The 23,965-nt window shown below is 61.6% G+C and carries 22 protein-coding genes and 1 other RNA gene; 19 read left to right on the forward strand and 4 right to left on the reverse strand.

Annotated elements, in window-relative coordinates:
• The first annotated feature begins 105 nt into the window (after positions 1-105).
• The 4 genes from FQ705_RS29570 (at position 106) to FQ705_RS29585 (ending at position 6,078) form a co-directional block, all read left to right on the forward strand.
• Positions 106-1,503, forward strand: coding sequence for a GntP family permease (locus tag FQ705_RS29570; RefSeq protein WP_144147781.1), 1,398 nt, complete (start codon positions 106-108; stop codon positions 1,501-1,503).
• Between the two features lie 10 nt (positions 1,504-1,513).
• Positions 1,514-2,008 (forward strand): gluconokinase, encoded by a 495-nt coding sequence (locus FQ705_RS29575; RefSeq protein WP_144147784.1) that lies wholly within the window; start codon positions 1,514-1,516, stop codon positions 2,006-2,008.
• A 341-nt stretch (positions 2,009-2,349) separates the two neighbouring features.
• Entirely contained in the window at positions 2,350-4,146 is a 1,797-nt protein-coding gene (locus FQ705_RS29580; protein WP_144147786.1) for a ShlB/FhaC/HecB family hemolysin secretion/activation protein, read from the forward strand.
• A gap of 18 nt (positions 4,147-4,164) precedes the next feature.
• Positions 4,165-6,078, forward strand: a complete 1,914-nt coding sequence (locus FQ705_RS29585; RefSeq protein WP_144147789.1) for a filamentous hemagglutinin N-terminal domain-containing protein — start codon at positions 4,165-4,167, stop codon at positions 6,076-6,078.
• Positions 6,079-6,183: 105 nt separating this feature from the next.
• Here the strand turns inward: FQ705_RS29585 and purB are convergent, their stop codons facing one another.
• A complete protein-coding gene (gene purB / locus FQ705_RS29590) occupies positions 6,184-7,572 on the reverse strand; it encodes an adenylosuccinate lyase (protein ID WP_144147792.1) in 1,389 nt (462 codons plus the stop codon).
• A 159-nt stretch (positions 7,573-7,731) separates the two neighbouring features.
• On the opposite strand from purB, the gene FQ705_RS29595 reads away from it, so the two are divergent.
• The 6 genes from FQ705_RS29595 to FQ705_RS29620 all read left to right on the forward strand — a co-directional run bounded on the left by FQ705_RS29595 (position 7,732) and on the right by FQ705_RS29620 (position 13,517).
• Positions 7,732-8,688, forward strand: a complete 957-nt coding sequence (locus tag FQ705_RS29595; protein WP_144147795.1) for a LysR family transcriptional regulator — start codon at positions 7,732-7,734, stop codon at positions 8,686-8,688.
• Between the two features lie 138 nt (positions 8,689-8,826).
• Positions 8,827-10,140 carry a Glu/Leu/Phe/Val family dehydrogenase gene (locus tag FQ705_RS29600; RefSeq protein ID WP_144147798.1) on the forward strand — a complete coding sequence of 438 codons (1,314 nt, stop codon included), beginning with the start codon at positions 8,827-8,829 and terminating at the stop codon, positions 10,138-10,140.
• A 261-nt stretch (positions 10,141-10,401) separates the two neighbouring features.
• The gene (locus FQ705_RS29605) at positions 10,402-11,295 is read left to right on the forward strand and encodes a glutamate/aspartate ABC transporter substrate-binding protein (RefSeq protein WP_144147801.1); all 894 of its coding nucleotides are present in this window, start codon (positions 10,402-10,404) and stop codon (positions 11,293-11,295) included.
• 82 nt (positions 11,296-11,377) lie between these two features.
• A complete protein-coding gene (locus FQ705_RS29610; protein ID WP_144147804.1) occupies positions 11,378-12,118 on the forward strand; it encodes an amino acid ABC transporter permease in 741 nt (246 codons plus the stop codon).
• Positions 12,118-12,795 carry a glutamate/aspartate ABC transporter permease GltK gene (gene gltK / locus FQ705_RS29615; protein ID WP_144147807.1) on the forward strand — a complete coding sequence of 226 codons (678 nt, stop codon included), beginning with the start codon at positions 12,118-12,120 and terminating at the stop codon, positions 12,793-12,795. The genes FQ705_RS29610 and gltK overlap by 1 nt, the downstream gene beginning before the upstream one ends.
• A complete protein-coding gene (locus tag FQ705_RS29620; RefSeq protein ID WP_144147810.1) occupies positions 12,792-13,517 on the forward strand; it encodes an amino acid ABC transporter ATP-binding protein in 726 nt (241 codons plus the stop codon). Before gltK ends, FQ705_RS29620 begins: the two co-directional genes overlap by 4 nt.
• Before the next feature lie 175 nt (positions 13,518-13,692).
• Here FQ705_RS29620 and FQ705_RS29625 read toward each other — a convergent pair whose 3' ends face one another.
• Positions 13,693-14,628 carry a class II glutamine amidotransferase gene (locus tag FQ705_RS29625; protein WP_144147813.1) on the reverse strand — a complete coding sequence of 312 codons (936 nt, stop codon included), beginning with the start codon at positions 14,626-14,628 and terminating at the stop codon, positions 13,693-13,695.
• A gap of 167 nt (positions 14,629-14,795) precedes the next feature.
• Here FQ705_RS29625 and pyrC point away from each other — a divergent pair, with 167 nt between their 5' ends.
• From pyrC to rnpB, 3 genes are all read left to right on the forward strand, one after another.
• Complete coding sequence (gene pyrC / locus FQ705_RS29630) at positions 14,796-15,857, forward strand: dihydroorotase (RefSeq protein ID WP_144147816.1); 1,062 nt, start codon at positions 14,796-14,798, stop codon at positions 15,855-15,857.
• 20 nt (positions 15,858-15,877) lie between these two features.
• The gene (locus FQ705_RS29635) at positions 15,878-16,705 is read left to right on the forward strand and encodes a DUF3025 domain-containing protein (RefSeq protein ID WP_144147819.1); all 828 of its coding nucleotides are present in this window, start codon (positions 15,878-15,880) and stop codon (positions 16,703-16,705) included.
• A 107-nt stretch (positions 16,706-16,812) separates the two neighbouring features.
• Positions 16,813-17,226: RNase P RNA component class A (gene rnpB / locus FQ705_RS29640), an RNA gene on the forward strand.
• Between the two features lie 80 nt (positions 17,227-17,306).
• Here rnpB and FQ705_RS29645 read toward each other — a convergent pair.
• The gene (locus FQ705_RS29645) at positions 17,307-17,729 is read right to left on the reverse strand and encodes an OsmC family protein (RefSeq protein ID WP_074282226.1); all 423 of its coding nucleotides are present in this window, start codon (positions 17,727-17,729) and stop codon (positions 17,307-17,309) included.
• A 661-nt stretch (positions 17,730-18,390) separates the two neighbouring features.
• Between FQ705_RS29645 and rplM the strand changes: the two genes are divergently transcribed.
• The 3 genes from rplM to erpA all read left to right on the forward strand — a co-directional run bounded on the left by rplM (position 18,391) and on the right by erpA (position 19,859).
• Complete coding sequence (gene rplM, locus FQ705_RS29650) at positions 18,391-18,819, forward strand: 50S ribosomal protein L13 (protein WP_144148318.1); 429 nt, start codon at positions 18,391-18,393, stop codon at positions 18,817-18,819.
• 11 nt (positions 18,820-18,830) lie between these two features.
• Positions 18,831-19,223, forward strand: a complete 393-nt coding sequence (gene rpsI / locus FQ705_RS29655; protein ID WP_007180423.1) for a 30S ribosomal protein S9 — start codon at positions 18,831-18,833, stop codon at positions 19,221-19,223.
• Positions 19,224-19,493: 270 nt separating this feature from the next.
• Positions 19,494-19,859 carry an iron-sulfur cluster insertion protein ErpA gene (erpA, locus tag FQ705_RS29660; RefSeq protein WP_029968241.1) on the forward strand — a complete coding sequence of 122 codons (366 nt, stop codon included), beginning with the start codon at positions 19,494-19,496 and terminating at the stop codon, positions 19,857-19,859.
• Between the two features lie 97 nt (positions 19,860-19,956).
• Here erpA and FQ705_RS29665 read toward each other — a convergent pair whose 3' ends face one another.
• Complete coding sequence (locus FQ705_RS29665; protein WP_144147822.1) at positions 19,957-21,087, reverse strand: anhydro-N-acetylmuramic acid kinase; 1,131 nt, start codon at positions 21,085-21,087, stop codon at positions 19,957-19,959.
• A 250-nt stretch (positions 21,088-21,337) separates the two neighbouring features.
• Here FQ705_RS29665 and tyrS point away from each other — a divergent pair, with 250 nt between their 5' ends.
• The 3 genes from tyrS (at position 21,338) to FQ705_RS29680 (ending at position 23,871) form a co-directional block, all read left to right on the forward strand.
• Positions 21,338-22,588 carry a tyrosine--tRNA ligase gene (tyrS, locus tag FQ705_RS29670; protein ID WP_144147827.1) on the forward strand — a complete coding sequence of 417 codons (1,251 nt, stop codon included), beginning with the start codon at positions 21,338-21,340 and terminating at the stop codon, positions 22,586-22,588.
• A gap of 31 nt (positions 22,589-22,619) precedes the next feature.
• Entirely contained in the window at positions 22,620-23,078 is a 459-nt protein-coding gene (gene dtd / locus FQ705_RS29675; protein WP_144147830.1) for a D-aminoacyl-tRNA deacylase, read from the forward strand.
• 118 nt (positions 23,079-23,196) lie between these two features.
• A complete protein-coding gene (locus FQ705_RS29680) occupies positions 23,197-23,871 on the forward strand; it encodes a histidine phosphatase family protein (RefSeq protein WP_144147833.1) in 675 nt (224 codons plus the stop codon).
• Positions 23,872-23,965: the final 94 nt, after the last annotated feature.

Genomic DNA, 23,965 nt, shown 5'->3' on the forward strand with positions numbered 1-23,965 from the left:
GCGTCCGCGCGGTTAGCCCGGTTTCAGGCACCGCACGGGTTGCCGTGAGACAAGGTGCCGACCGTTTTCGCATCTGGAATCTAATAACGCAAAAGGAGGAGCTTCATGGAAGCTGTCCACGGCAGCATGCTGCTGGTCTATGGCGTGATCGCCATCGCATTGCTGATCCTGCTGATCACGCGCTACAAGGTTTATCCGTTCCTCGTTCTCATCATCGTGTCGCTGCTACTGGGTCTCGCATCCGGCATGCCGATGGCGACCATCGTCAAATCGTTCGAAACCGGTAACGGCAACACGCTGGGGCACATTGCCATCGTGGTCGGCCTCGGCACCATGCTCGGCAAGATGATGGCCGAGTCGGGCGGCGCCGAGCGCATCGCCACCACGCTGATCGACCGGTTCGGCGAGAAGAACATTCATTGGGCGATGATGGTCGTGGCGATCATCGTGGGCTTGCCGGTGTTCTTCGAAGTCGGCTTCGTGCTGCTGATTCCGATCGCCTTCAACGTCGCCAAACGCACCAATAAATCGCTGCTGCTGGTCGGCCTGCCGATGGTCGCGGGTCTGTCCGTCGTGCACGGTCTGATTCCGCCGCATCCGGCCGCGATGCTCGCCGTGCAGGCCTATCACGCCGACATCGGCAAGACGATTGCGTATGGCCTGATCGTCGGCATTCCGACGGCGATTGTTGCCGGTCCGCTGTTTGCGTTGACGATCAGCCGCTACATCAAGCTGCCGAAGGACAACGCCCTGGCGTCGCAATTCCTCGGCGCAGGTGACGGCAAGGACGCGGACCCCAAAAACGGCGTGCAAAACACGGCGCCCAGGCGCGAACTGCCGAGCTTCGGCATTACGCTCTTCACGGTGCTGTTGCCGGTGATCCTGATGCTGATCGGCAGTTGGGCCGATCTCGTCACGTCGCCTAAGACATTGCCGAACGATCTGCTGCATTTCGTCGGCAACTCGGACGTCGCGCTACTGATCGCGGTGCTGGTGAGCTTCTGGACTTTCGGTGCAAGCCGCGGTTTCAATCGCGAGCAGATCCAGAAATTTTGCGGCGAATGTCTCGCGCCGATCGCGGGCATTACGCTGATCGTCGGCGCAGGCGGCGGATTTGGCCGCGTGCTGATGGATAGCGGGATTTCGAAGGAAATCGTCAACGCGGCGACGTCGGCGCATCTTTCACCGCTGCTGTTCGGCTGGATGGTCGCGGCTCTAATCCGTCTCGCGACGGGTTCGGCTACGGTCGCCATGACCACGGCTTGTGGCATCGTCGCGCCGATCGCGGCGGCGGGCGCGGTGCAGGTCCAGCCGGAGTTGCTGGTGCTCGCCACGGGCGCGGGCTCGCTGATTTTCTCGCACGTGAATGACGGCGGTTTCTGGCTGATCAAGGAGTACTTCGGGATGACGGTGGGGCAGACCTTCAAGACATGGTCGCTCCTCGAAACCATCATCTCGCTGATGGCTTTGGGTTTGACCTTCGCACTCGCGGCGGTCGTGTAAGGAGTTTTTGATGATTCTGATCGCAATGGGCGTGTCGGGCGCCGGCAAGACACGCATCGGCGAAATGCTGGCGGAACGCCTGCACTGCGCCTTCACCGACGGCGACGCATTTCACAGCGCCGCCAACAAAGAGAAAATGCACCACGGCATTCCGCTGACGGACGAAGACCGTTGGCCGTGGCTGCAAACCATCCGCGTGGCGATCGTGGAAAAGCAGACAGCGGGCGAGACGGCGGTGTTCACGTGCTCGTCGCTGAAGCGTTCGTATCGCGACGTGCTGCGAGACGGCGACCGGGACGTGTGCTTCGTTTATCTGAAGGGCACACGCGAGGTGCTGGAAGAGCGCTTGACCACGCGCACCGGTCATTTCTTCGATCCGTCGCTGCTGCAAAGCCAGCTCGATACGCTCGAAGAGCCGGGTTCGGATGAAGCGATCACGGTGAGTATCGAGTTGACGCCGGAAGAGATCGTCGAGGAAGTGTTGAAGCAGGTTAAGGAGCGCTAAAACCTCGATAGTCGTTAGTTCGTTTCACTTCCAGATAGCTGAACCGTTGTCGTTGTCAGTCCGGCTCGCTCCCAGTAGCGAGGCGGACTATCCCGTGTTTTACCGCTCGTCAGAAATCGGACCACCGGCTTGCACAGCCGGCTCGGTTCAACGATCGCACGATCGCACCGTTCCCCTCTCGCTCCTCGCATCAACGCGGTTCGTCACTCACATCTGCTTAAGAATCGCTCCCGCGATTAAGACGGTTCTGAATTTCATAAGCCTTTTCAAACCTTACAGTTCGTCGCTGAGTTTGCGCCGTCCGGCGCAGCATTTTGATTCGTGGACGAGATGTGCAGGTTGTGAAGAATTCCCCCCAATCTATCGCTTCGACCGGCCAGCCGCGCTGCGCGCGGCCAACCGGTGCAATCGGTGCGCGTGCGGCATTACGTGGCGCTCAGACGCTGACGTCGATGGCCTATGCGAGCGCGTTGCTCGCCAGTACGGCCGGCTCGGCTCTGGCATTCGAGCCGGTTGACCCGGCCAGTCGCGCGATCCTGGACCAACAGCAGAAATCGCTGCTCGATCAGGCGCGCGAACAACGCGAAGGTCTGAGTGCACGTGAGCCTGATGCATCGGCCAGGGCGCCACGGACCTCGGCTGCGCAAACGCAGGACGCGCTCGACGGTCAAGCCTGTATGCCGGTCGAGCGTGTCGGCTTCGCCGGCGCCGCGTTGCTGCCAGAGGGACTGAAACAGCAGATTGCAGCCGACGCAAGCGGTCGTTGCCTCGATAACGCCGCGCTCGCACGCATCCTCGATAAGGTCAACGACTGGTACGTCGACCACGGTTACGTTACGAGCCATGCATGGCTGCCGAAACGCGAAAGCGGTAGCCGCGTGCTGGTGGTCGAGGCTGCCGAAGGGCGGCTGTCGCGCGTCTATTTTGCAGACGGCGACGGCGCGACCCGTGCCGACAGCGCGGCACGCACGGCGTTTGCCGGCACGGCCGGCGAGCCGTTGAACTTGCGCGATGTCGAGCAAGGCGTGGATCAGATCGACCGGCTGGTGCCCGGCGGCGTGAAGGCGGCGGTGCGCGCTGCGCCGCAGGCAGGGTATTCGGATGTCGTGCTTGCCGGGCAACCAATCCGTGCATTCAACTTCGCCGTGAGCGCGGATAACAGCGGTCAGCGCTCAACCGGCCGCGACATGCTTGGCGCGGGCGTCACGATCAACAATGTAGTCGGTCTCGCCGAACAGGTCGGTGCGTCGGTATCCAGTACGCCGGCGCTGCACGGCGATCGCTTTCGGCGGACGTATAACGCCTTCGCCACGCTGCCCCTGGGCTACTGGACCTTTAGCTACGCGGCTGCGGCCGGCAGTTACGCGGTGCCGGTAAACGCGCTGGGCGTCACCATGCGCTATCACGGTAGCAGTTTGCAGAACCGTTTCACGATCGCGCGCACGCTAGAGCGCGACGCGTCACGCAAAGTGGACGCGTTCGTATCGTTGTCCAATTACGTCGGCAAGACGTACCTCGAAGCGTTCCAGCTTCAGAACGGTTCCGAGCGCACCAGCACTGCGCAGGCCGGGATCAACTTTGCAACGCGCGTCGGACGCAGGAGCTATTTCACGTTCAGCCCGGCGGTGACCCAGGGACTGCCGTTCGCGACGCGCGACATGAGCGAGGGCGGCGGTCCGTCGTCCGGTTTCACGAAGCTGTCGGCAAGTGCCAGTTTCTACACGCAGGCCACGCAAACCGTGGCGCTGTTGTCGTCAGCCTACGTCCAGGTAGCGCCCAAGGCCATCTACAGCAGCGAGCGGGTGCTGGTGGGCAGCGACACCTCGGTGCGCGGCTTTCGCGATCAGTATCTGTACGGCAACACCGGCGCGTATTTGCGCAACGAGGTGAACTGGACGGTACCTCTACCGGCGCTCGGCACACGCGTGACGATGATGGCCGGCGTCGACGCCGGGCGCGTCGTGCCGGTCGCGGGCGAACCCAACTCAGGCGGCAACGTGGTCGGTGCGGCTATCGGCGCATCCGCGTCGTGGAAAGGCGTTGCCGCGTCCTTTTCGGTCGGCACGCCGCTGTTTGCTCCCAAGCGGCTCAATGCCGATCCGATTGTCCTCAACCTTCGGTTGAGTTCTTCTTTCTAACCACAAGGTTATTTCCAGATGAAGCAATATCGTCTCCGCATGACGAGCCTCGCCGTGCTCGCAACACTCGGCGCAACCGGCAGTGCGATGGCTGCGGGCATCGTCGCCTCGGGCGGTCAGACTCAGGTCGGCACGCCGGGCAATACGCCGGTTGTGAATATCGCCGGCGCCGATGCGGCGGGAATTTCGCACAACACGTTCAGCAGCTTCGACGTGGACAGGAACGGCGTGGTCTTCAATAACCTGACCGCAGCGGGCGTGAGCCAGCTCGCCGGTCAACTCGCCGCCAACGCGAACCTGAATGGCACCGCCGCGAAGGTGATCGTTGCCGACGTCAATTCGGCGACGGCCTCGAAGCTGAATGGCGCGATGGAAGTGGCGGGCGCACCCGCGCATCTGATGATTGCGAACGCGGCGGGCATTTCGGTGAATGGCGCCACGACCATCAACGCACCGGTGCTGACGTTGGCGGCCGCGAACTTCAACCCGAGCGCGGCCAGCCCGCTGGGCGTGATGGTCGACACGAGCCGCGCGACGCCGGCCACGATCGATATCAACGGCGACGGTCTGGATGTCGGCGCGGGTCAGTTGAACCTGCTGTCGCGCGCAACCTTGGTGAACGCCGCGGTGAAGGGCTGGACGATCAACTCGCAGAACGGCACGCAGTTCGACGGCGACGCGAGCGGCAACTTCACCGGCAAGCTGACGGCAAACGCGCCGCATGCACCGGCCGTTGCGCTGGATGTCTCGGAACTGGGCGGCATGTATGCGAACAAGATTGTGCTCGAGGGTTCGGAGCATGGTCTGGGGGTCAATAGCGCAGGCATTATTCAGGCCGGTAAAGGTGGTCTGGCGATCCAGATGTATGGCAATCCGGGCACCGTGAACATGACTGGGGGCTTCATTGGAGGCGCTGGTGCAAGCTACCGGGTGGATTCGGCGGAAATGGCGAATACGCCGGATTCGCTGCGCCCGGAACAGTATCGTGGCCTCGACGAAGCGCAGATCTTTGCCCTCGAGAAACAGGAGTCAGAGGCGCTTGCGGCCAAGTCGAATGCCCGCGCCGGCTACTCGCCCGCCGCCGACGCCGGGCTGAGCGACAGCGAGAAGGTCAAGCTCGTGGCCGATATGGCTGCGCAGGCGCAGCAGCAATTGGCCGATATGCATCAACCGGCGGCTGGCCATCCGAATTCGGGCCCCGACGCGGATGAGCAAGCCGCACGCGAGGCACAAATGGACGCCGACCGCAAAGCGGCTGACGCCGCCTACGTGGCCGATCTGGAGCGTAAAGCCCAGGAGCAGGCCGCGCGCGACGCGCAGTTGGAAATCGATCGCCAGGCTTGGGAGGCCGAGCAGCAACGCACCGCTCAGGAGAAAGCTGCAGCGCAAGCTCAGGCGGAAGCCGCCTATCAGGCCTGGTTGGTTGAGGGGCAACATAAAGCCGAAGAGCAGGCGGCGAGTGAGAAAGCCGACCGGGAAGCGCAGCAAGCCGCACAGCAGGCCGAGCAGGAGCGAGTTGCGCAAGAGCAGGCTGCCCGCCAGGCACAGATGCAAGCCGATGCCAACGCCGCCGCAGCCGACATGCAACGCGTTGCTAGCGAGCGCACCGCGCATGTGACGCAAATGGACGCCGCATTCAGGGCGCTCAACGAAGAGCAGCAACGCCAGGCGGTCGAGCGTGCCGCGCGTCAGGCCAACGGTATCCCGGACGAGGCAGCATGGATCGCGGACCAGCAAGCCACGGCTGCAGGTATCGCGAAAATCCAGCAATTGGAAGCGCAGTATCGGGCTGCCTATAACGTTGTCCTCGATGACCGCAACGCCGTTGCGCAAGGTTTCGTTCCGACGTCGATTGCGTCGCAAGACGTCCAGCGGATCAGCTATGCGGCCCAGGCTCAACCCGCCACGCTGTCGGTGCGTTACGGGTATTGAGGTGATGCGCGATAGGGCGCATAGCAGTTGAACGTGCCCCGTACGCAAAGCAACAAAAAAGGGCTCGCGCAAGCGAGCCCTTTTCCGTTCTACAACCGCTCAGCCTCAAGCAATCCGCTTGGCCAACTCCACCGCCTTACCAATATACGAACCCGGCGTCATCTCCAGCAAACGGTCTTTCGCGTCTTGCGGAATCGCCAGACCGTTCACGAACGTCTGCAGCGCCTCACGCGTAATGCCCTTGCCGCGCGTCAGTTCCTTCAACTGCTCGTACGGGTTCTCGATGCCGTAACGGCGCATCACCGTTTGCACCGGTTCGGCCAGCACTTCCCAGCAGTTGTCGAGGTCTTCGTTCAGACGCTGCGCATTCACTTCGAGCTTATCCAGACCACGGATCAGCGAGTCGTACGCAAGCAGCGAGTAACCGAACGCGACGCCGATATTGCGCAGCACCGTCGAGTCGGTCAGGTCACGCTGCCAGCGCGACACCGGCAACTTCTCCGACAGATGACGCAGCGTTGCGTTGGCGAGCCCCAGATTGCCTTCCGAGTTTTCGAAGTCGATCGGGTTGACCTTGTGCGGCATCGTCGACGAACCGATTTCGCCGGCCTTCGTGCGCTGCTTGAAGTAACCCACCGAGATGTAGCCCCACACGTCGCGATCCAGATCCAGCAGGATCGTGTTGGCGCGCGCCACGGCGTCGAACAGTTCGGCCATGTAGTCGTGCGGTTCGATCTGGATCGTGTACGGATTGAACGACAGCTTCAGGCGTTGCTCGACCACTTCGCGCGAGAATGCTTCCCAGTCGAATTCCGGATACGCCGACAAATGCGCATTGAAGTTGCCGACCGCGCCGTTCATCTTGCCGAGCAGTTCGACCTTCGCGATCCGCTCGATAGCGCGTTCCAGACGCGCGGCGACGTTGGCGAGTTCCTTGCCGAGTGTGGTCGGACTGGCCGGCTGGCCGTGCGTGCGCGACAGCATCGGCTGGGTCGCGTGCTCGTGAGCCAGCTTGACCAGGCGCTGGTGCACCGAACGCAGCGCCGGCAGGATCACGTGTTCACGGGCGCCAGCCAGCATCAGACCGTGCGACGTGTTGTTGATGTCTTCCGAGGTGCAGGCGAAGTGGATGAACTCGCTCGCGCGCTCCAGTTCTTCCTGACCCTTCACCGATTCCTTCAGCCAGTACTCGACCGCTTTCACGTCGTGATTCGTCACGCGTTCGATGTCCTTGATGCGTGCGGCGTCGTGCGCGGTGAAGCGCTCGGCCAGTTGCAGCAGGAATTGTTCGGACGCTTCGGAAAAACGCGGCACTTCGGCGAAACCGGCGCGCGACAGAGCGATCAGCCAATGGATTTCAACCGTCACGCGATTGCGCATGAAAGCGGCTTCCGAGAGCCAGTCGCGCAGGGCTTCGGTTTTGGCGGCGTAGCGGCCGTCGAGCGGGGACAGCGCGTTCAGGGCGAAGAGGGTGTCGGGGCGGGTGTCGGACATGATGGGGACGTGACGCAAGGGTGAAAACGCGGAGGAAACTGCCGGAACCTCGAATTTTACCACCGGACGCCGTTTGGCCCGATTTCACCCGGCGCTCGCCCGACTCTCCACACCCACTAGAATGCTGAGTTCCTCTCACCCGTCGGCAGCAGGCCCCGCATGGAACTGAAATGGCTCGAAGACTTCGTTTCGCTCGCGGAAACGCGTAGTTTCAGCCGCTCGGCGGAATTGCGCCACGTGACGCAGCCGGCGTTTTCGCGGCGGATTCAGGCGCTCGAGGCCTGGCTCGGCACGGAACTGATCGACCGCTCGGTGTATCCGACGCGGCTCACGGCGGCCGGCCAGGTGTTCAACGAGCAGGCGCTGGCGATGCTGTCGCAGTTCCACGAGGCCCGCGCGCTGCTGCGTGGTCACACGGCGACGCCGCAGGCGACGATCGAATTCGCGGTGCCGCACACGCTGTCGCTGACGTACTTCCCGCGCTGGCTACAACGCATCGAAGCGCAGATGGGTCCGATCCATACCCGGCTGCGCGCGCTGAACGTGCACGACGCGGCGCTCGCGCTGGTGGAGGGCGGCTGCGATCTGATGATGGGCTATCACCATCCCAGCCACCCGGTTGCGCTCGATCCGGGCCGCTACGACATGCTGACGCTCGGCAACGAGCCGATCAGCCCGTTCTCGGCGCCGGGCCGCGCCGGCCGCGCACGTCATACGTTGCCGGGCACGATCGGGACGCCTACGCCCTATCTTTCGTACACGCCCAACGCTTATCTGGGCCGCATGACCGAGGTGATCCTCGCCAACGCGCCGGAGCGTCTCTATCTGGACCGGCTCTACGAAACCGACATGGCCGAAGGACTCAAGGCGATGGCGCTGGCCGGCCACGGCATCGCCTTCCTGCCGCACAGCGCCGTGGAAGAGCCGGTCGCCGACGGCAAGCTGATCCGCCTTGATCGCGCCTCGCGCGGCACGCCCGAAGGGCAGCTCACGCTCACCATGGAGATTCGCCTCTACCGCGACAAGCTCGCGGCCAAGAGCGACGATGCACGGCAGGTTCTCGTGCGGCAGTTGTGGGACGTGGTCTCGGAAGAACTGGCTCAGGGCACGGCCTGAAATCCTGTCTCGCGTCGACACGAAACTGCGGCTTCTTGATGGTTATGCAAAAAAAACATAATCGGATAATGAAACGGCATTGGATTTCAAAACGGCGTTTTTCGACAATGTTGCTATTCGATCAACGCCGGAGCGTTCATGTCTTCCCAGCAGCAAGTCGCACAATCCGCATCAACGTTGCAGTCGGTTCCCTCCTATCTGAATAGCGAAGACCTCGGCCCGTGGGGTAACTACCTGCGCCAGGTCGACCGCGTCGCGCCGTACCTCGGCTCGCTGTCCCGCTGGCTCGAAACCCTGAAGCGCCCGAAGCGCATTCTGATCGTCGACGTGCCTATCGAACTCGATAACGGCACGGTCGCGCACTTCGAAGGCTATCGCGTGCAGCACAACGTGTCGCGCGGTCCGGGCAAGGGCGGTGTGCGTTACCACCAGGACGTGACGTTGTCGGAAGTGATGGCGCTGTCCGCGTGGATGTCGGTGAAGAACGCTGCAGTGAACGTGCCGTACGGCGGCGCGAAGGGCGGTATCCGCGTCGATCCGCGCACGCTGTCGCGTGGCGAACTGGAGCGCATGACGCGCCGCTACACGAGTGAAATCGGCATCATCATCGGACCGAATACCGATATCCCCGCGCCGGACGTGAACACGAACGAGCAGATCATGGCGTGGATGATGGACACGTACTCGATGAACCAGGGCCAAACGGCCACGGGCGTCGTGACCGGCAAGCCGATCACGCTCGGCGGTTCGCTGGGCCGTCGTGAAGCGACCGGCCGTGGCGTGTTCGTGGTGGCCTCCGAAGCCGCGCGCCGTATCGGCGTCGAGATCGAAGGCGCACGTATCGCGGTGCAGGGCTTCGGCAACGTGGGCGGTATTGCCGCACGTCTGTTCCAGGAAGCGGGCTCGAAGCTGGTCGCGGTGCAGGATCACACGGGCGCGATCTACAAGTCGACCGGTATCGACGCCGGCGCCTTGCTCGAGTACGTCGCGAAGAACGGCGGCGTGGGTGGTTTCCCTGAAGCCGACTCCATCACCGGCGAGGAATTCTGGACGGTCGAATCGGACATCCTGATTCCGGCCGCGCTGGAAAACCAGATCACCGAAAAGAACGCTTCGAAGATCAAGACGAAGATCGTCGTGGAAGGCGCCAACGGCCCGACCACCACGGCAGCGGACGACATCCTGCACGACCGCGGCATCCTCGTGATTCCGGACGTGGTGGCCAACGCCGGCGGCGTGACCGTGTCGTACTTCGAATGGGTGCAGGACTTTTCGAGCTTCTTCTGGACCGAAGACGAGATCAACCAGCGTCTGGAGCGCGTCATGCGCGAAGCGTTTGCCGCTGTGTGGCAAGTGTCGAGCGAGCAGAAAGTTTCCGTGCGGACGGCAGCGTTTATCGTCGCCTGTAAGCGGATTCTCGAAGCGCGCGAACTGCGCGGTCTGTATCCCTGATTCATCTGTTTGAAACAGCAGGGCGGTGTTCGATTGCCCTGCTTCAGCACTTGCTTGAGCGCTGTTCACAAGACGGCGTGCTGGACCCGGCGGGCGACATCGTATCGATGTCGCCCGCCTTTGCATGCGCGCGACGTTCGGCCGCCCGGTAAATGTGTGGTGAAACTGTCGCGGCGTGCACGCAACAACATGGTTTATAGCGATACTTTCAAAATAATTACTTTGCTAAACTGGCGCCGGTTCTTGCCAAGGAGATCACACATGAAGATTAAAAAAGCTGCGCTGCTGCTCGCGACTCTCGGACTGTTTACGGTTGGCGCGCACGCGCAAGACGCAGGTACGCTGAAAAAGATCAAGGACACGGGCGTCATTTCGCTGGGTCATCGCGAATCGTCGATTCCGTTTTCGTATTACGACGACAAGCAGAACGTTATCGGCTACTCGCAGGAATTCGCCCTGAAAGTGGTGGAGGCGGTGAAGCAGAAGCTGAACATGCCGAATCTGAAGGTAAAGCTCACGCCGGTCACGTCGCAAAACCGTATTCCGCTGGTGCAGAACGGTACCGTCGACATGGAATGCGGCTCGACCACCAACAATGCTGAACGTCAGCAACAGGCTGCTTTCTCGAACACGATCTTCGTGATCGGTACGCGCCTGATGACCAAGAAAGACTCCGGCATCAAGGATTGGGCCGACCTGAAGGGCAAGACGGTCGTCACCACCGCCGGCACCACCTCCGAGCGCCTGCTTCGCAAGATGAATCAGGACAAGAGCATGGGCATGAACATCATCAGCGCGAAGGACCACGGCGAGTCGTTCCTGACGCTCTCCACCGGCCGCGCCGCTGCCTTCATGATGGACGACGCGCTGCTCGCGGGCGAACGCGCCAAGTCGAACAACCCGACCGACTTCGTGATCGTCGGTGCGCCGCAATCGCATGAAGCGTACGGCTGCATGATTCGCAAGAACGATCCGGAATTCAAGAAGGTCGTAGACGACGCCATCGCCAAGGTCGAAACCTCGGGCGAAGCCGACGCGATCTACAAGAAGTGGTTCGAATCGCCGATTCCGCCGAAGGGCCTGAACCTGAACTTCCCGGAAAGCGACGACATGAAGACGCTCTTCAAGAGCCCGAATGACAAGGCAATCGATTAAACCTTAGCTGTTTTTTTGAAACGCTGAACGAAACGGAAGGGGCCGCGCGCTTCTTCCGTTTCTTTTTGCTGGAGTCTTGGTCATGTCATATCACTGGAACTGGGGCATTCTGCTGAGTCCGGTCTCCACCGGCGAGCCGACCACCTATCTGGGCTGGCTGCTGTCGGGCTTCTGGGTGACGATTACCGTGTCGTTGTCAGCATGGGTGATCGCGCTGATCGTCGGTTCGCTGTTCGGTGTTCTGCGTACGGTGCCGAATAAATGGGCGTCGGGCGCCGGCACGCTTTACGTCGCGATTTTCCGCAATATTCCGCTGATCGTGCAGTTCTTCATCTGGTATCTGGTGATACCGGAGTTGTTGCCCGCATCGATCGGCAACTGGTTCAAGCAACTGCCGCCGGGCGCGCAGTTCTTTTCGTCGTCGATCATCTGTCTCGGGCTGTTCACCGCCGCGCGCGTGTGCGAGCAGGTGCGCTCGGGCATCAACGCATTGCCGACGGGGCAGCGCGCCGCGGGTCTGGCGATGGGCTTCACGCAATGGCAGACGTATCGCTATGTGCTGCTGCCGGTCGCGTACCGGATCATCGTGCCGCCGCTCACGTCCGAGTTTCTGAATATCTTCAAGAACTCGGCCGTTGCGTCGACGATCGGCCTGCTCGATCTGTCCGCGCAGGCGCGCCAACTGGTCGACTACACGTCGCAAACGTATGAGTCGTTCATCGCCGTCACGCTGGCGTACATGCTGATCAACCTGGTCGTAATGCAGCTGATGCGCTGGGTCGAAGCCAAGAGCCGGTTGCCCGGCTACATCGGAGGCAAGTGATGCATCATTTCGACTGGAGCGGTATTCCGGGCGCACTGCCTACGCTGTGGACCGGCGCCATCGTCACCTTCCAGATCACGCTGATCGCGATCGTGTTCGGCATTGTCTGGGGCACCATTCTCGCGATGCTGCGGCTATCGTCGTTCAAGCCTTTCGAGTGGTTCGCGAAAGCCTACGTGACGCTTTTCCGCTCGATCCCGCTGGTCATGGTCCTGTTGTGGTTCTTCCTGATCGTGCCGCAGGTGCTGCAGAACGTGCTCGGTTTGTCGCCGGATATCGACATTCGTCTCGCGTCGGCGATGGTCGCGTTCTCGCTGTTCGAGGCCGCGTACTATTCGGAAATCATCCGCGCCGGTATTCAGGCCGTACCGCGCGGGCAAGTGAACGCGTCGTTCGCGCTCGGCATGACGTACGCGCAGTCCATGCGTCTCGTGGTGCTGCCGCAGGCGTTTCGCGCGATGGTGCCGCTGCTGCTCACGCAGGGCATCGTGCTGTTTCAGGATACGTCGCTCGTCTACGTGATCAGCCTCGCCGACTTCTTCCGCACCGCCACGAATATTGGCGACCGTGACGGTACGAATGTCGAAATGGTACTGTTCGCGGGCGCGTGTTATTTCGTGGTCTGCGTGATCGCGTCGAGCCTCGTCAAAGGTCTTCAGAAAAAGGTCGCAAGATGATCTCTATTAAGAATGTTTCGAAGTGGTACGGTCAGTTTCAAGTGCTGACCGACTGCACGACGGAAGTCAAAAAAGGTGAAGTGGTGGTGGTGTGCGGGCCGTCGGGTTCGGGCAAATCCACGCTGATCAAAACCGTCAACGGTCTCGAGCCGTTCCAGAAGGGCGAGATCATCATCAACGGTCAATCGCTGACCGACAAGAAAACCAATCTGTCGAAGCTGCGTTCGAAGGTCGGCATGGTGTTCCAGCATTTCGAACTGTTCCCGCATCTGTCGATCGTCGAGAACCTGACGCTCGCGCAGATCAAGGTGCTCGGCCGCTCGAAAGACGAAGCCACCGCGAAGGGGCACAAGCTGCTCGATCGCGTGGGCTTGCGCGCCCATGCGGACAAATTTCCGGGGCAGTTGTCGGGCGGTCAGCAGCAGCGCGTGGCGATTGCGCGCGCGTTGTCGATGGACCCGATCGCCATGTTATTCGATGAGCCGACTTCAGCGCTCGATCCGGAAATGATCAACGAAGTGCTCGACGTGATGGTCGAACTCGCGCAGGAAGGCATGACCATGATGTGCGTCACGCACGAAATGGGCTTCGCGAAGAAGGTCGCGCACCGCGTGATCTTCATGGACAAGGGCTTGATCGTGGAAGACGACCGCAAGGAAGACTTCTTCGCCAATCCGAAGTCGGATCGCGCGAAGGATTTTCTGGCGAAGATCCTGCACTGAACGGGGTTGCCGGGCTGCGTGGTCTGCCCGGCTCGATGTGGTGCAAAAAAAGCCGCTCGATGGAGCGGCTTTTTTGTTGCTGACGAGGCGAACCCGGCGAGGTTTGCGAAGTCTGGGCGGTGCGACTGACGCGCCCTGGTGCACGAGGCGAAGTCGGCTCGTTGCGAGCTGCAGGTCAGGATTCGAACGCAGCGGCGTCGTCGGCGGCTTCGAGATCGACTTCGGCCGCGGTTTCAACTTCGACTTCGGACGAAGCCGCAATCGTCGTGGCCGACGCCGACGCATCCAGCGCGGGGTTGCGCAGCTTTTCGAGCACCGACGGCGGCACCGGCACGTTGACACGGCCGATCACTTCGCCATGCTGGAACATCATCAGATCGCCCGGTTCGAAGGCGGTCCAGATTTCATTGTCGGTCAGCGGTTTGGTCGCGATCACCGCGACGCGATCTTCCGGCGTGGTGTATTTGGCGAAGTCGATCGACACGTCCGCATCGACCAGATGCGCGGTGGAAAACGGCCAACGCCGCACGATGTAGTGCAGATGCGTCGAGCAATGCGCAAACAGCGCCTGGCCATTCGACATCAGAAAATTGAACACGCCGAATTGCGTGATTTCACGCGTGAGCGTTTCGAGCGCGGCGAACAGCTCGTCGAGCGGCGGTTGCTGCACGCCGGGAAACGCTTTGCGCAAACCTTCGAGCAGCGCGCAGAACGCGAGCTCGCTATCGGTCGTGCCGACCGGCTGATACACGCCCGAGAGCACCGGCGAATAATCTTTCAGATCGCCGTTGTGCGCGAAGATCCAGTGACGCCCCCACAGTTCGCGCATGAACGGATGGCAGTTTTCCAGCAGGATGTGCCCTTGCGTCGCCTTACGGATATGCGCGATCGTGTTCTTCGATTTGATCGGATAGCGCTTGACCATTTCGGCGATCGGCGAGGTAGCCGACGATTGATGGTCGATGAACAGGCGGCAGGCTTTATCTTCGAAGAAGGCGATGCCCCAGCCGTCGGCATGGTGGTCGGTGACGCCGCCGCGCGCTGCGAAGCCGGTGAACGAGAAGGTGACGTCCGTCGGCGCGGCGCAGTTCATTCCAAGAAGTTGGCACATGTTGCGGGTAAGCCTGTGAACGGGGCGAGCCGTTACAATGATGATTTTCCAAGCATATCACCGAGCCAGAAGCGCCAAATAGCAAAATTGACGTGTGTTTAGGCCGCAACATGGCGGTTTGAACGCATCGATTGGCTTTTGTCGACGAATCTCGTTCCCCACTCGCCATGACCGCATCCAACGCTTCTATCGATTCCATCACGCTCGCCCGTCCGGACGACTGGCACCTGCACGTTCGCGACGGCGCCATGCTGGCCGCCGTCCTGCCGGACACCGCGCGCCAGTTCGGCCGCGCGATCATCATGCCGAATCTGAAGCCGCCGGTCACGACGACCGAAATGGCCGCGGCGTATCGCGAGCGGATCATCGCCGCCATTCCGGCCGGCGCGAAGTTCGAACCGCTGATGACGCTGTACCTCACCGACAACACGCCGCCCGACGAAATCCGCCGCGCGCGCGAAAGCGGCTTCGTGCATGGCGTGAAGCTGTATCCGGCGGGCGCGACGACCAACTCGGACGCGGGCGTGACCGACATCATGAAGTGCGCGAAAACGCTCGAAGTGATGCAGGAAGTCGGCATGCCGCTGCTCATTCATGGCGAGGTGACGGATTCGTCGATCGATCTGTTCGATCGTGAGAAGGTGTTCATCGATCGTGTGATGACGCCTTTGCGCGCAGCGTTTCCAGCGCTGAAGGTGGTGTTCGAACACATCACCACGAAAGACGCGGTCGACTATATCCGCGAAGCGGGCGTGGCGCCGGGCCTGCTGGGCGCGACGATCACCGCGCACCATCTGCTGTACAACCGCAACGCAATTTTCCAGGGCGGCATTCGTCCGCATTACTACTGTTTGCCGGTGTTGAAGCGCGAGACGCATCGCGTGGCGCTGGTCGAAGCAGCGACCTCGGGCAATTCGCGTTTCTTCCTCGGCACCGATAGCGCGCCGCATCCGAAGGGTTTGAAGGAGCACGCGTGCGGCTGCGCGGGTTGCTACACGGCGTTGCACGCGCTCGAGTTGTACACGGAAGCATTCGACAAAGCCAACGCGCTCGACAAACTCGAAGGCTTCGCGAGTTTCTTCGGCGCCGATTTTTACGGTCTGCCGCGCAACGTTGAGAAGGTCACGCTGCGTCGCGAAGAATGGGTGCTGCCCGCCGAGTTGCCGGTTGGCGATACGCCAGTCGTGCCGCTGCGCGGCGGCGAGTCGATTGGCTGGCGACTCGTCTGACGCTGTCGGGTTTGTCTTCGATGCAGGTGATCGACTTGCTGCGCCCGGGTTTCGCCGATATCGACTGGTCGAAGCCCTGGTTCGCGCAGTTTGCCGCTCGTGGCGAGCGCTGGCAGCAAGCCGCGCTGACGAGTTACGCGGCGTTGCTGGCGGAAATGAATGCCGACGCGGCCGACATGCGGCAGACCACCGGACGTGGCCAACGCCTCGCGTTCATCGCGCAGGACGATTTGCCGGCCGGCGCAGCCTATGAGGCGCATATCGCGGCGACCGGCGGCGTGCCGACGCGCCACAATCTGCACGACTTCTTCAATGGCTCGATGTGGTTTGCGTTTCCGCGGATCAAGGCGGCGTTGAATACGCGCCAGTCTTCCGCAATCGACGTGTTCGGCGTCGGCCCAACTCGCGGCGGTGTGCGCGATACGCTAACGCTGTTCGACGAAAACGCGTTGCTGTTCGCTTGCGCCGATCCGGCTTTGAGTTCGGCGCTGCGTGGCTTCGACTGGCAGACGCTGCTGGTGGCGAGGCGCGACGCGTGGGGTACGAGTTGCGAAGTGCGCTGCTTCGGCCACGCACTGCTCGAGAAACTGATCGTGCCGTTCAAGGCCTGCACCGGGCATGCGTGGATCGTCGACGTGCCGCCGGCCTACTTTGGATGGGATGCGCCAACGCGAGACGCATGGCTGGACGAATCCGTCAGCACGGCGTTGCTGAACACCGAAGCGCTGACGAGCCGCCTGTTCGCGCCGTTGCCGGTGCTGGGCATTCCGGGTTGGTGGCCGGAGAACGAATCGCCCGCCTTTTACGACGACGTTTCCGTGTTTCGCACCGGGCGGCGCGCGCGCTGAGTGCACTCGGGCGGGCATCGGATACGGCGCTGCTTTCCCTGGTCGTTTGGCTAATTCCGCGGCTTGGCCGGGTTGTCGCTCCCGCAGATGTTAAAATGCGGCCCAGCAAAGCAGGCCAGGCAGTCGCGGCCTTGGCGGCTTCGGCCAAAGAGGGCGAGGAAAGTCCGGACTCCACAGGGCAGGGTGATGGCTAACGGCCATCCGTGGTGACACGCGGAACAGGGCAACAGAAAGCAAACCGCCGATGGCCCGGCGCAAGTCGGGATCAGGTAAGGGTGAAACGGTGCGGTAAGAGCGCACCGCGGCTGCTGCAAGGCAGACCGGCACGGTAACCTCCACCCGGAGCAATTCCAAGTAGGCAGGCTAGCATCTTCGAGATGCAGGACGGGGCCCCCGTCACGTCTGCGGGTAGGAAGCTTGAGCGCGTCAGTAATGGCGCGTCTAGAGGAATGACTGCTACGCGCGTCACGTTTTCGGACGTGGCGGGTGCACAGAATCCGGCTTATCGGCCTGCTTTGCCACTCGATATAAAAAAATGCCGGCGTCCGTGAGGACGTCGGCATTTTTCTTTGCTGCGCGCTAACTCCGTTGCGAAGATTCTTCAGCCCGCGACGATCTCGAACGAGTGCGTCAATTCAGCGGTTTTCGCGATCATGATCGACGCCGAGCAGTACTTGTCGTGCGACAGGTTGATCGCGCGCTCCACGGTGGCCGGGTTCAGATTCTTGCCGGTCACGGTGAAGTGGAAGTGAATTTTGGTGAACACCTTCGGATCTTCGCTGGCGCGCTCGGCCTTCAGCGTCACCGAGCAACCGGCGATTTCCTGACGGCTCTTCTTCAGGATCATCACGACGTCGTAGGCAGTGCAGCCGCCCGTGCCGAGCAGAACCATTTCCATCGGACGCGGCGCGAGATTGCGGCCGCCGCCTTCGGGCGCGCCGTCCATCGTCACCAGATGGCCGCTGCCCGTTTCGGCTGCGAACGCCATGCCGTCTTGCCCCATCCAGCTTACTTTGCATTCCATGCTGTACTCCACCGCGCTTCTGTATCGAGACGGGCATTGTAGCCCGGCGTCTTCGCGTTCGCCCGAGGCGACGTCGGGCGGGAATTATGCGTTTTGGTGCCTTGCGTGTTGCGCTGCGGCATGTTCGGCCAATTCGGGAATGTCCGGATGAGTTTAGGGGTTTTACTCTAGACGCCGTCTGCAACGAATCGAGCCAAAAAAGCTGTTTGCGGTTGATTTAAAAGGGAATTCGCGATCTGCGACCTGCTCGATGAGTCTTTCGCATTATGAAATCTCATTTCGCAATGCAAATGTTCTTGCGTCGCACAAGGTCGACTCATATAATTGCTTCTGTCTCCTCCACCTCCTCCTTTGGTGGATTAAACCCGAACCACTAGTTCGGGTTTTTTTTCGCCCATCGTCCTGATGTCGATGGCGCGTCACTTGCGTTTTACGTGTGTGCAGAGCTCCCAGAAAGACGCTTTCTCGCGTTGTAGCCGTCGCCGTTTGCGTACCCGTTCCAGTACGTTTTGACTTGACGTCCCAAATTCCTTTATAATTCAGGGCTTTTCCGCATCCGCGCCCGCGGAGGAAGAACCAGGGAGAGCCTGCACGCGCCTCGATGCGCACACTACAAGCAGGAAAAAATACATTGGGCGCAGCATTTTTTTTTGGATCGATCATGAAGACGTTTTCCGCAAAAGCCCATGAGGTTACGCGTGAATGGTACGTGATTGACGCGACGGATAAGGTTCTCGGGCGTGTCGCCAGCGAAGTGGCACACCGTCTTCGCGGCAAGCACAAGCCTGAATTCACTCCGCACGTCGACACCGGTGATTTCATCATCGTTATCAACGCCGGCAAGCTTCGCGTCACGGGCAACAAGGCTACTGACAAGAAGTACTATCGCCACTCGGGTTACCCGGGCGGTATCTATGAAACGACGTTCAGCAAGATGCAGGAACGCTTCCCGGGCCGCGCGCTCGAAAAAGCGGTCAAGGGCATGCTGCCGAAGGGCCCGTTGGGCTACGCGATGATCAAGAAGCTCAAGGTCTACGCTGAAGCAACGCATCCGCATTCGGCGCAACAGCCGAAAGCGCTCGAGATCTAAGGGGAGCCCACATGATCGGTAACTGGAATTACGGCACGGGCCGCCGCAAGAGCGCCGTCGCACGCGTCTTCATCAAGGCAGGCAAGGGCGAGATCATTGTGAACGGCAAGCCTATCGCCGATTACTTCTCGCGCGAAACGTCGTTGATGATCGTGCGTCAACCGCTGGAACTCACGAACCACGGCGTCACGTTCGACATCAAAGTCAACGTGAACGGTGGCGGTGAAACGGGTCAAGCCGGTGCGGTTCGCCACGGCATCACCCGCGCGCTGATGGACTATGACGCAACGCTGAAGCCGGAACTGTCGAAGGCTGGCTTCGTGACGCGTGATGCACGTGAAGTCGAGCGTAAGAAGGTCGGCTTCCACAAGGCACGTCGCCGGAAGCAATTCTCGAAGCGTTAATCGCTTTGGGTGCGATCCAGCTTTCGGGCTGGAACGCTGCAAAAGCCGCCAACGCTTTCGCGAAGGCGGCTTTTTTTATGGTTTTGCGGCTCCGCAAGGTAGTCACGAACTGCGTTGCCGACCTAGGGCTTCGACCCGCTCAGGTAAGCTGGTAGCCGCAACTCGGCGTTGTTGATTGATTACCAACAAGAACCCATTGATTTTGTGGGCATCAGCACGATATTGAGATCAGCCCTACAATAGCGGTTAGAAGCTTTTTGGAGAGTTCGAATGAACGCAGTCACCGATACACCCGTGACCGAGATGCCCGCCCCCTTCGTTTTTACCGACGCAGCGGCTGACAAGGTCAAGCAACTGATCGAAGAAGAAGGCAATGCGGACCTCAAACTGCGCGTTTTCGTGCAGGGCGGCGGCTGCTCGGGCTTTCAGTACGGTTTTACGTTCGACGAAGCCGTCAACGAAGACGACACCGTCATGAACAAGAGCGGCGTCCAGCTGCTGATCGATTCGATGAGCTACCAGTACCTGGTCGGCGCTGAGATCGACTACAAGGACGACATCAACGGCGCGCAGTTCGTCATCAAGAACCCGAATGCATCCACCACGTGTGGTTGCGGCTCGTCGTTCTCGGTCTGATCGCCGGTTAGCAAAGGTTGAAAAAAAACGGGGCTTCGGCCCCGTTTTTTATTGCCTGCGCTGTATTCTCCGCACGAAATCAGCGCTTACGCGCCATTCAACGCGGATAGATCGCTCCGAGCACACGTTCGGCAGCCGCACCGGTGACCGCAGGCAGGTTGCCCGGCAGCCTCGCTACGCAGCGCATCGCCAACCAGGCGAACGCCAATGGCTCGACCTGGCTCGGCGGCACGCCTAGCGCGTCGGTCGTCATCACGGGTACGCCGCTGACGCCGCTGTCCTCCAGCGCCTGCTGCAGCGCCTTCAGAATCTCCGGGTTGCGTGCGCCGCCGCCGCACACATACACCGCTCTGGCGTCCGATGCATGCCGTTCGATCTCGCGCGCTACCGTCACCGCCGTCAGTGCGACGAGCGTCGCCTGGACGTCGGCGGGGGAGAGCGCGGCGAACGGCTGGAGCTTCGCATCGAGCCATTGCCCATTGAACAGATCGCGGCCGGTGCTTTTCGGCGGTTGTTGAGTGAAAAACGGCTCGTCCAGCAACGCGTTCAGCAGCGTGCGGTCCACCTGGCCGCCGGCCGCGAAATGACCGTTTTCGTCGAAAGGCTTGCCGAGATGGCGCTGCGCCCACTCGTCGAGCAACGCGTTAGCCGGTCCACAGTCGAAACCGCGCACGCTGCCCGTGGCGTTCAGGATCGTGATGTTGCTGATGCCGCCAAGATTGCACACCACCCGGGTTTCGTCCTTCGCGCCGAACACCGTGGCGTGGAACGCGGGCACCAGCGGCGCGCCTTGACCGCCGGCCGCGACGTCGCGGCTGCGGAAATCGGCGACCACGTCGATGTGCATCATCTCCGCGAGCAGGGCGGGGTTGTTGATCTGCCGCGTATAACCCTTTTCCGGCCGATGTCGCACGGTTTGCCCATGCACGCCGATCGCGCGGACTTCCGCGGCAGGGACGCGGCTCTCGCGCAGCAATTCGTGGCAGCAGACGGTATAGCGGGTGGCGAGTGCATTGGCGGCCAGCGCCTCGCGCTCGATCTCGTTGTCGCCCGGTTGCTGTAGTGCGAACAGCGCGTCGCGCAGGCCCTCCGCGAAGCCGACGAATGCCTCAGCCAGTACTTCGGGCGGCTTGCCCTTGGCAAACCTGACGGCGACGCCGTCCACGCCGTCCATGCTCGTGCCCGACATCAATCCAAAATAGACGCCGTCTGCGGGGTCTTGCGCCACGTTGCTGCTCCTCTCGAGGGTTCGTTGCGAACCGTTGTAGCAGATTTTCGAGCGAATCGCGGCCGAATATAAAGCGCCGCGATGCCGGCAACGAGGTCGCCCTCGCGCAAATCGTGCGTCAGCAGGTGGCCAGTTCGCAGCACCGTTCGCAGAAATCGTGCACCCGTAGCGGCTTTGCGGCCGCGTCAGTGGGCTCGGCGGCGCGCATCTATGGGACAATCTCTTTTTTTCGCGACTTCAAGTTTCCAGCATGAGCACCGAGTCCACCAAGCCTAACGCCGCTGCCGCCCTCCCGATCACCGACGAGGTTCGCCACGCGCTCGACATCACCAAACGCGGTGTCGACGAACTGCTGATCGAAGACGAATTCGCGCAAAAACTCGCGAAGAGCGCAGCGACCGGCAAGCCGCTGCGTATCAAGCTCGGTCTCGATCCGACCGCGCCGGACATCCACATCGGCCATACGGTCGTGTTGAACAAGATGCGCCAGTTGCAGGATCTCGGTCACACCGTGATTTTCCTGATCGGCGATTTCACCTCGCTGATCGGCGACCCGTCGGGGCGTAACGCCACGCGTCCGCCGCTCACGCGCGAGCAGATCGAGTCGAACGCCAAGACGTATTTCGATCAGGCCGCGCTCGTGCTCGACCGCGACAAGACCGAGATCCGCTACAACAGCGAATGGTCGATGCCGCTCGGCGCCGACGGCATGATCAAGCTCGCCTCGCGCTACACCGTGGCGCGCATTCTCGAGCGCGAAGATTTCACCAGGCGTTTCCAGGGCGGCGTGCCGATTTCGATCCACGAACTCCTGTATCCGTTGATGCAAGGCTACGACTCGGTGGCGCTCAATGCCGATCTCGAACTCGGCGGCACGGACCAGAAGTTCAACCTGCTGGTGGGCCGCGAGTTGCAGAAGCAGTACGGCCAGGAGCAGCAGTGCATCTTGACGATGCCGCTGCTCGAAGGTCTCGACGGCGTCGAGAAGATGTCGAAGTCGAAGCACAACTACATCGGCATCAGCGAAAAGCCGACCGACATGTTCGGCAAGCTGATGAGCATTTCCGACGTGCTGATGTGGCGTTACTTCGAGTTGCTGTCGTTCCGTCCGATGGACGAGATCGCCGGCTTCAGGAAAGAGATCGAAGCGGGCCGCAATCCGCGCGATTTCAAAGTGATGCTGGGTCAGGAAATCGTCGCGCGATTCCACTCGCAAGCGGATGCCGAGCGCGCGCTGGAAGACTTCAACCACCGCGCCAAGGGCGGTGTGCCGGACGATATTCCGACCGTCACGCTCGCGGGCGCACCGCTCGCGATCGGCCAGTTGCTCAAGCAGGCCAACCTCGTGCCGTCGACCAGCGAAGCGTCGCGCAACATCGAGCAGGGCGGCGTGAAGATCGATGGCGCGACGGTGTCCGACAAGGGCCTGAAGATCGAAGCCGGCGAATACGTCGTGCAGGTCGGCAAGCGCCGTTTTGCGCGCGTCACGCTGACCGCGTGATGCGCTGCACGTTGCATCCGGCGTTCAGCCGATGATCGCGCTGATCCAGCGTGTACGGCACGCGCAAGTGCGCGTGGCCGACCGCGTGACCGGCGCGATCGAAGCGGGTCTGCTTGCGCTCGTTTGCGCTGAGCGTGGCGACACCGAGGCCGCCGCCGACCGGCTGCTGGCCAAGGTGCTCGGCTACCGCGTCTTCAGCGACGCGGCCGGCAAGATGAACCTCTCCGTGCAGAATCTCGATGGCGCCGGACGCGCAGGCGGTTTGCTGCTCGTCTCGCAGTTCACGCTGGCCGCGGATACGAATAGCGGTTTGCGTCCGAGTTTTACGCCAGCAGCGCCGCCCGATGAAGGCAGGCGTCTATTCGACTACTTCGTGTCGGCGGCTCGCGGAAAGCATCCCATTGTCGAAACCGGCGAGTTCGGTGCCGACATGCAGGTCTCGCTCGTCAACGACGGTCCCGTCACGTTCTGGTTGCAGACGAACGCCTGAGTTTCAGCTGCAATCTTCTTCGTTGCCATGCGCGTCCCCGCGCGCACATCTACCCACCAGCCGCTTTTTGCGACAATAGCGGCTCGGCACAACCGGCGACTGGCGCCCACTCCATTCCATGACCACGCAGATTCTGTTTATCCGCCACGGCGAAACCGACTGGAACCGCATCAAGCGCATTCAAGGCCACATCGATATTCCACTTGCGACGACCGGACTCGAGCAGGCGCAACGCCTCGCCCGCCGCATGGCCGACGAAGCGAAGCAGGGCGCGCGCCTCGATGCCATTTATTCGAGCGATTTGCAACGCGCGCAGCAAACCGCCCAGCCGATCGCCGATGCGCTCGGCTTGCCGTTGCAACTCCGCGAAGGTCTGCGCGAGCGCTCCTACGGGGCGTTCCAGGGCCACGACAGCGATGAAATCGCGCTGCGTTTTCCCGATGAATACGCGCACTGGCAAACCCGCGATCCGGGCTTCGCACCGCCGGATGGCGAGTCGCAACGCGCGCTTTACCATCGCGTGCTGCATGCGATCGAGCCGCTCGTCGCCGCACATCCCGGTGGACGTATCGCGTGCGTCGCGCATGGCGGCGTGCTCGACTGCGTGCGGCGCTTTGCCTGCGATCTCCCGCTCGATGCGCCGCGCAACTACCCGTTGCTGAACACGAGCGTGAACGTAGTGGATTTCGACAATGGCCGCGCGAGCGTAGTGTCGTGGGCTGACGTGTCGCATCTCGAGGCGCCGAGCGACGACGATAGTTTCAAGAGGAGCGTGCCGGAGCCGGGCCGTTGATCGGTGTGCCGCGGTTGGTCGCGGTCAGTTTCGGCTACTGATATCGGGGCAGTCGCGTTTGCACGCCGTTGGTCTCGTGCTTTCTGCGTTACAC

It is taken from the genome of Paraburkholderia sp. BCC1884 (assembly GCF_900996225.1).
Classification (GTDB): domain Bacteria; phylum Pseudomonadota; class Gammaproteobacteria; order Burkholderiales; family Burkholderiaceae; genus Paraburkholderia.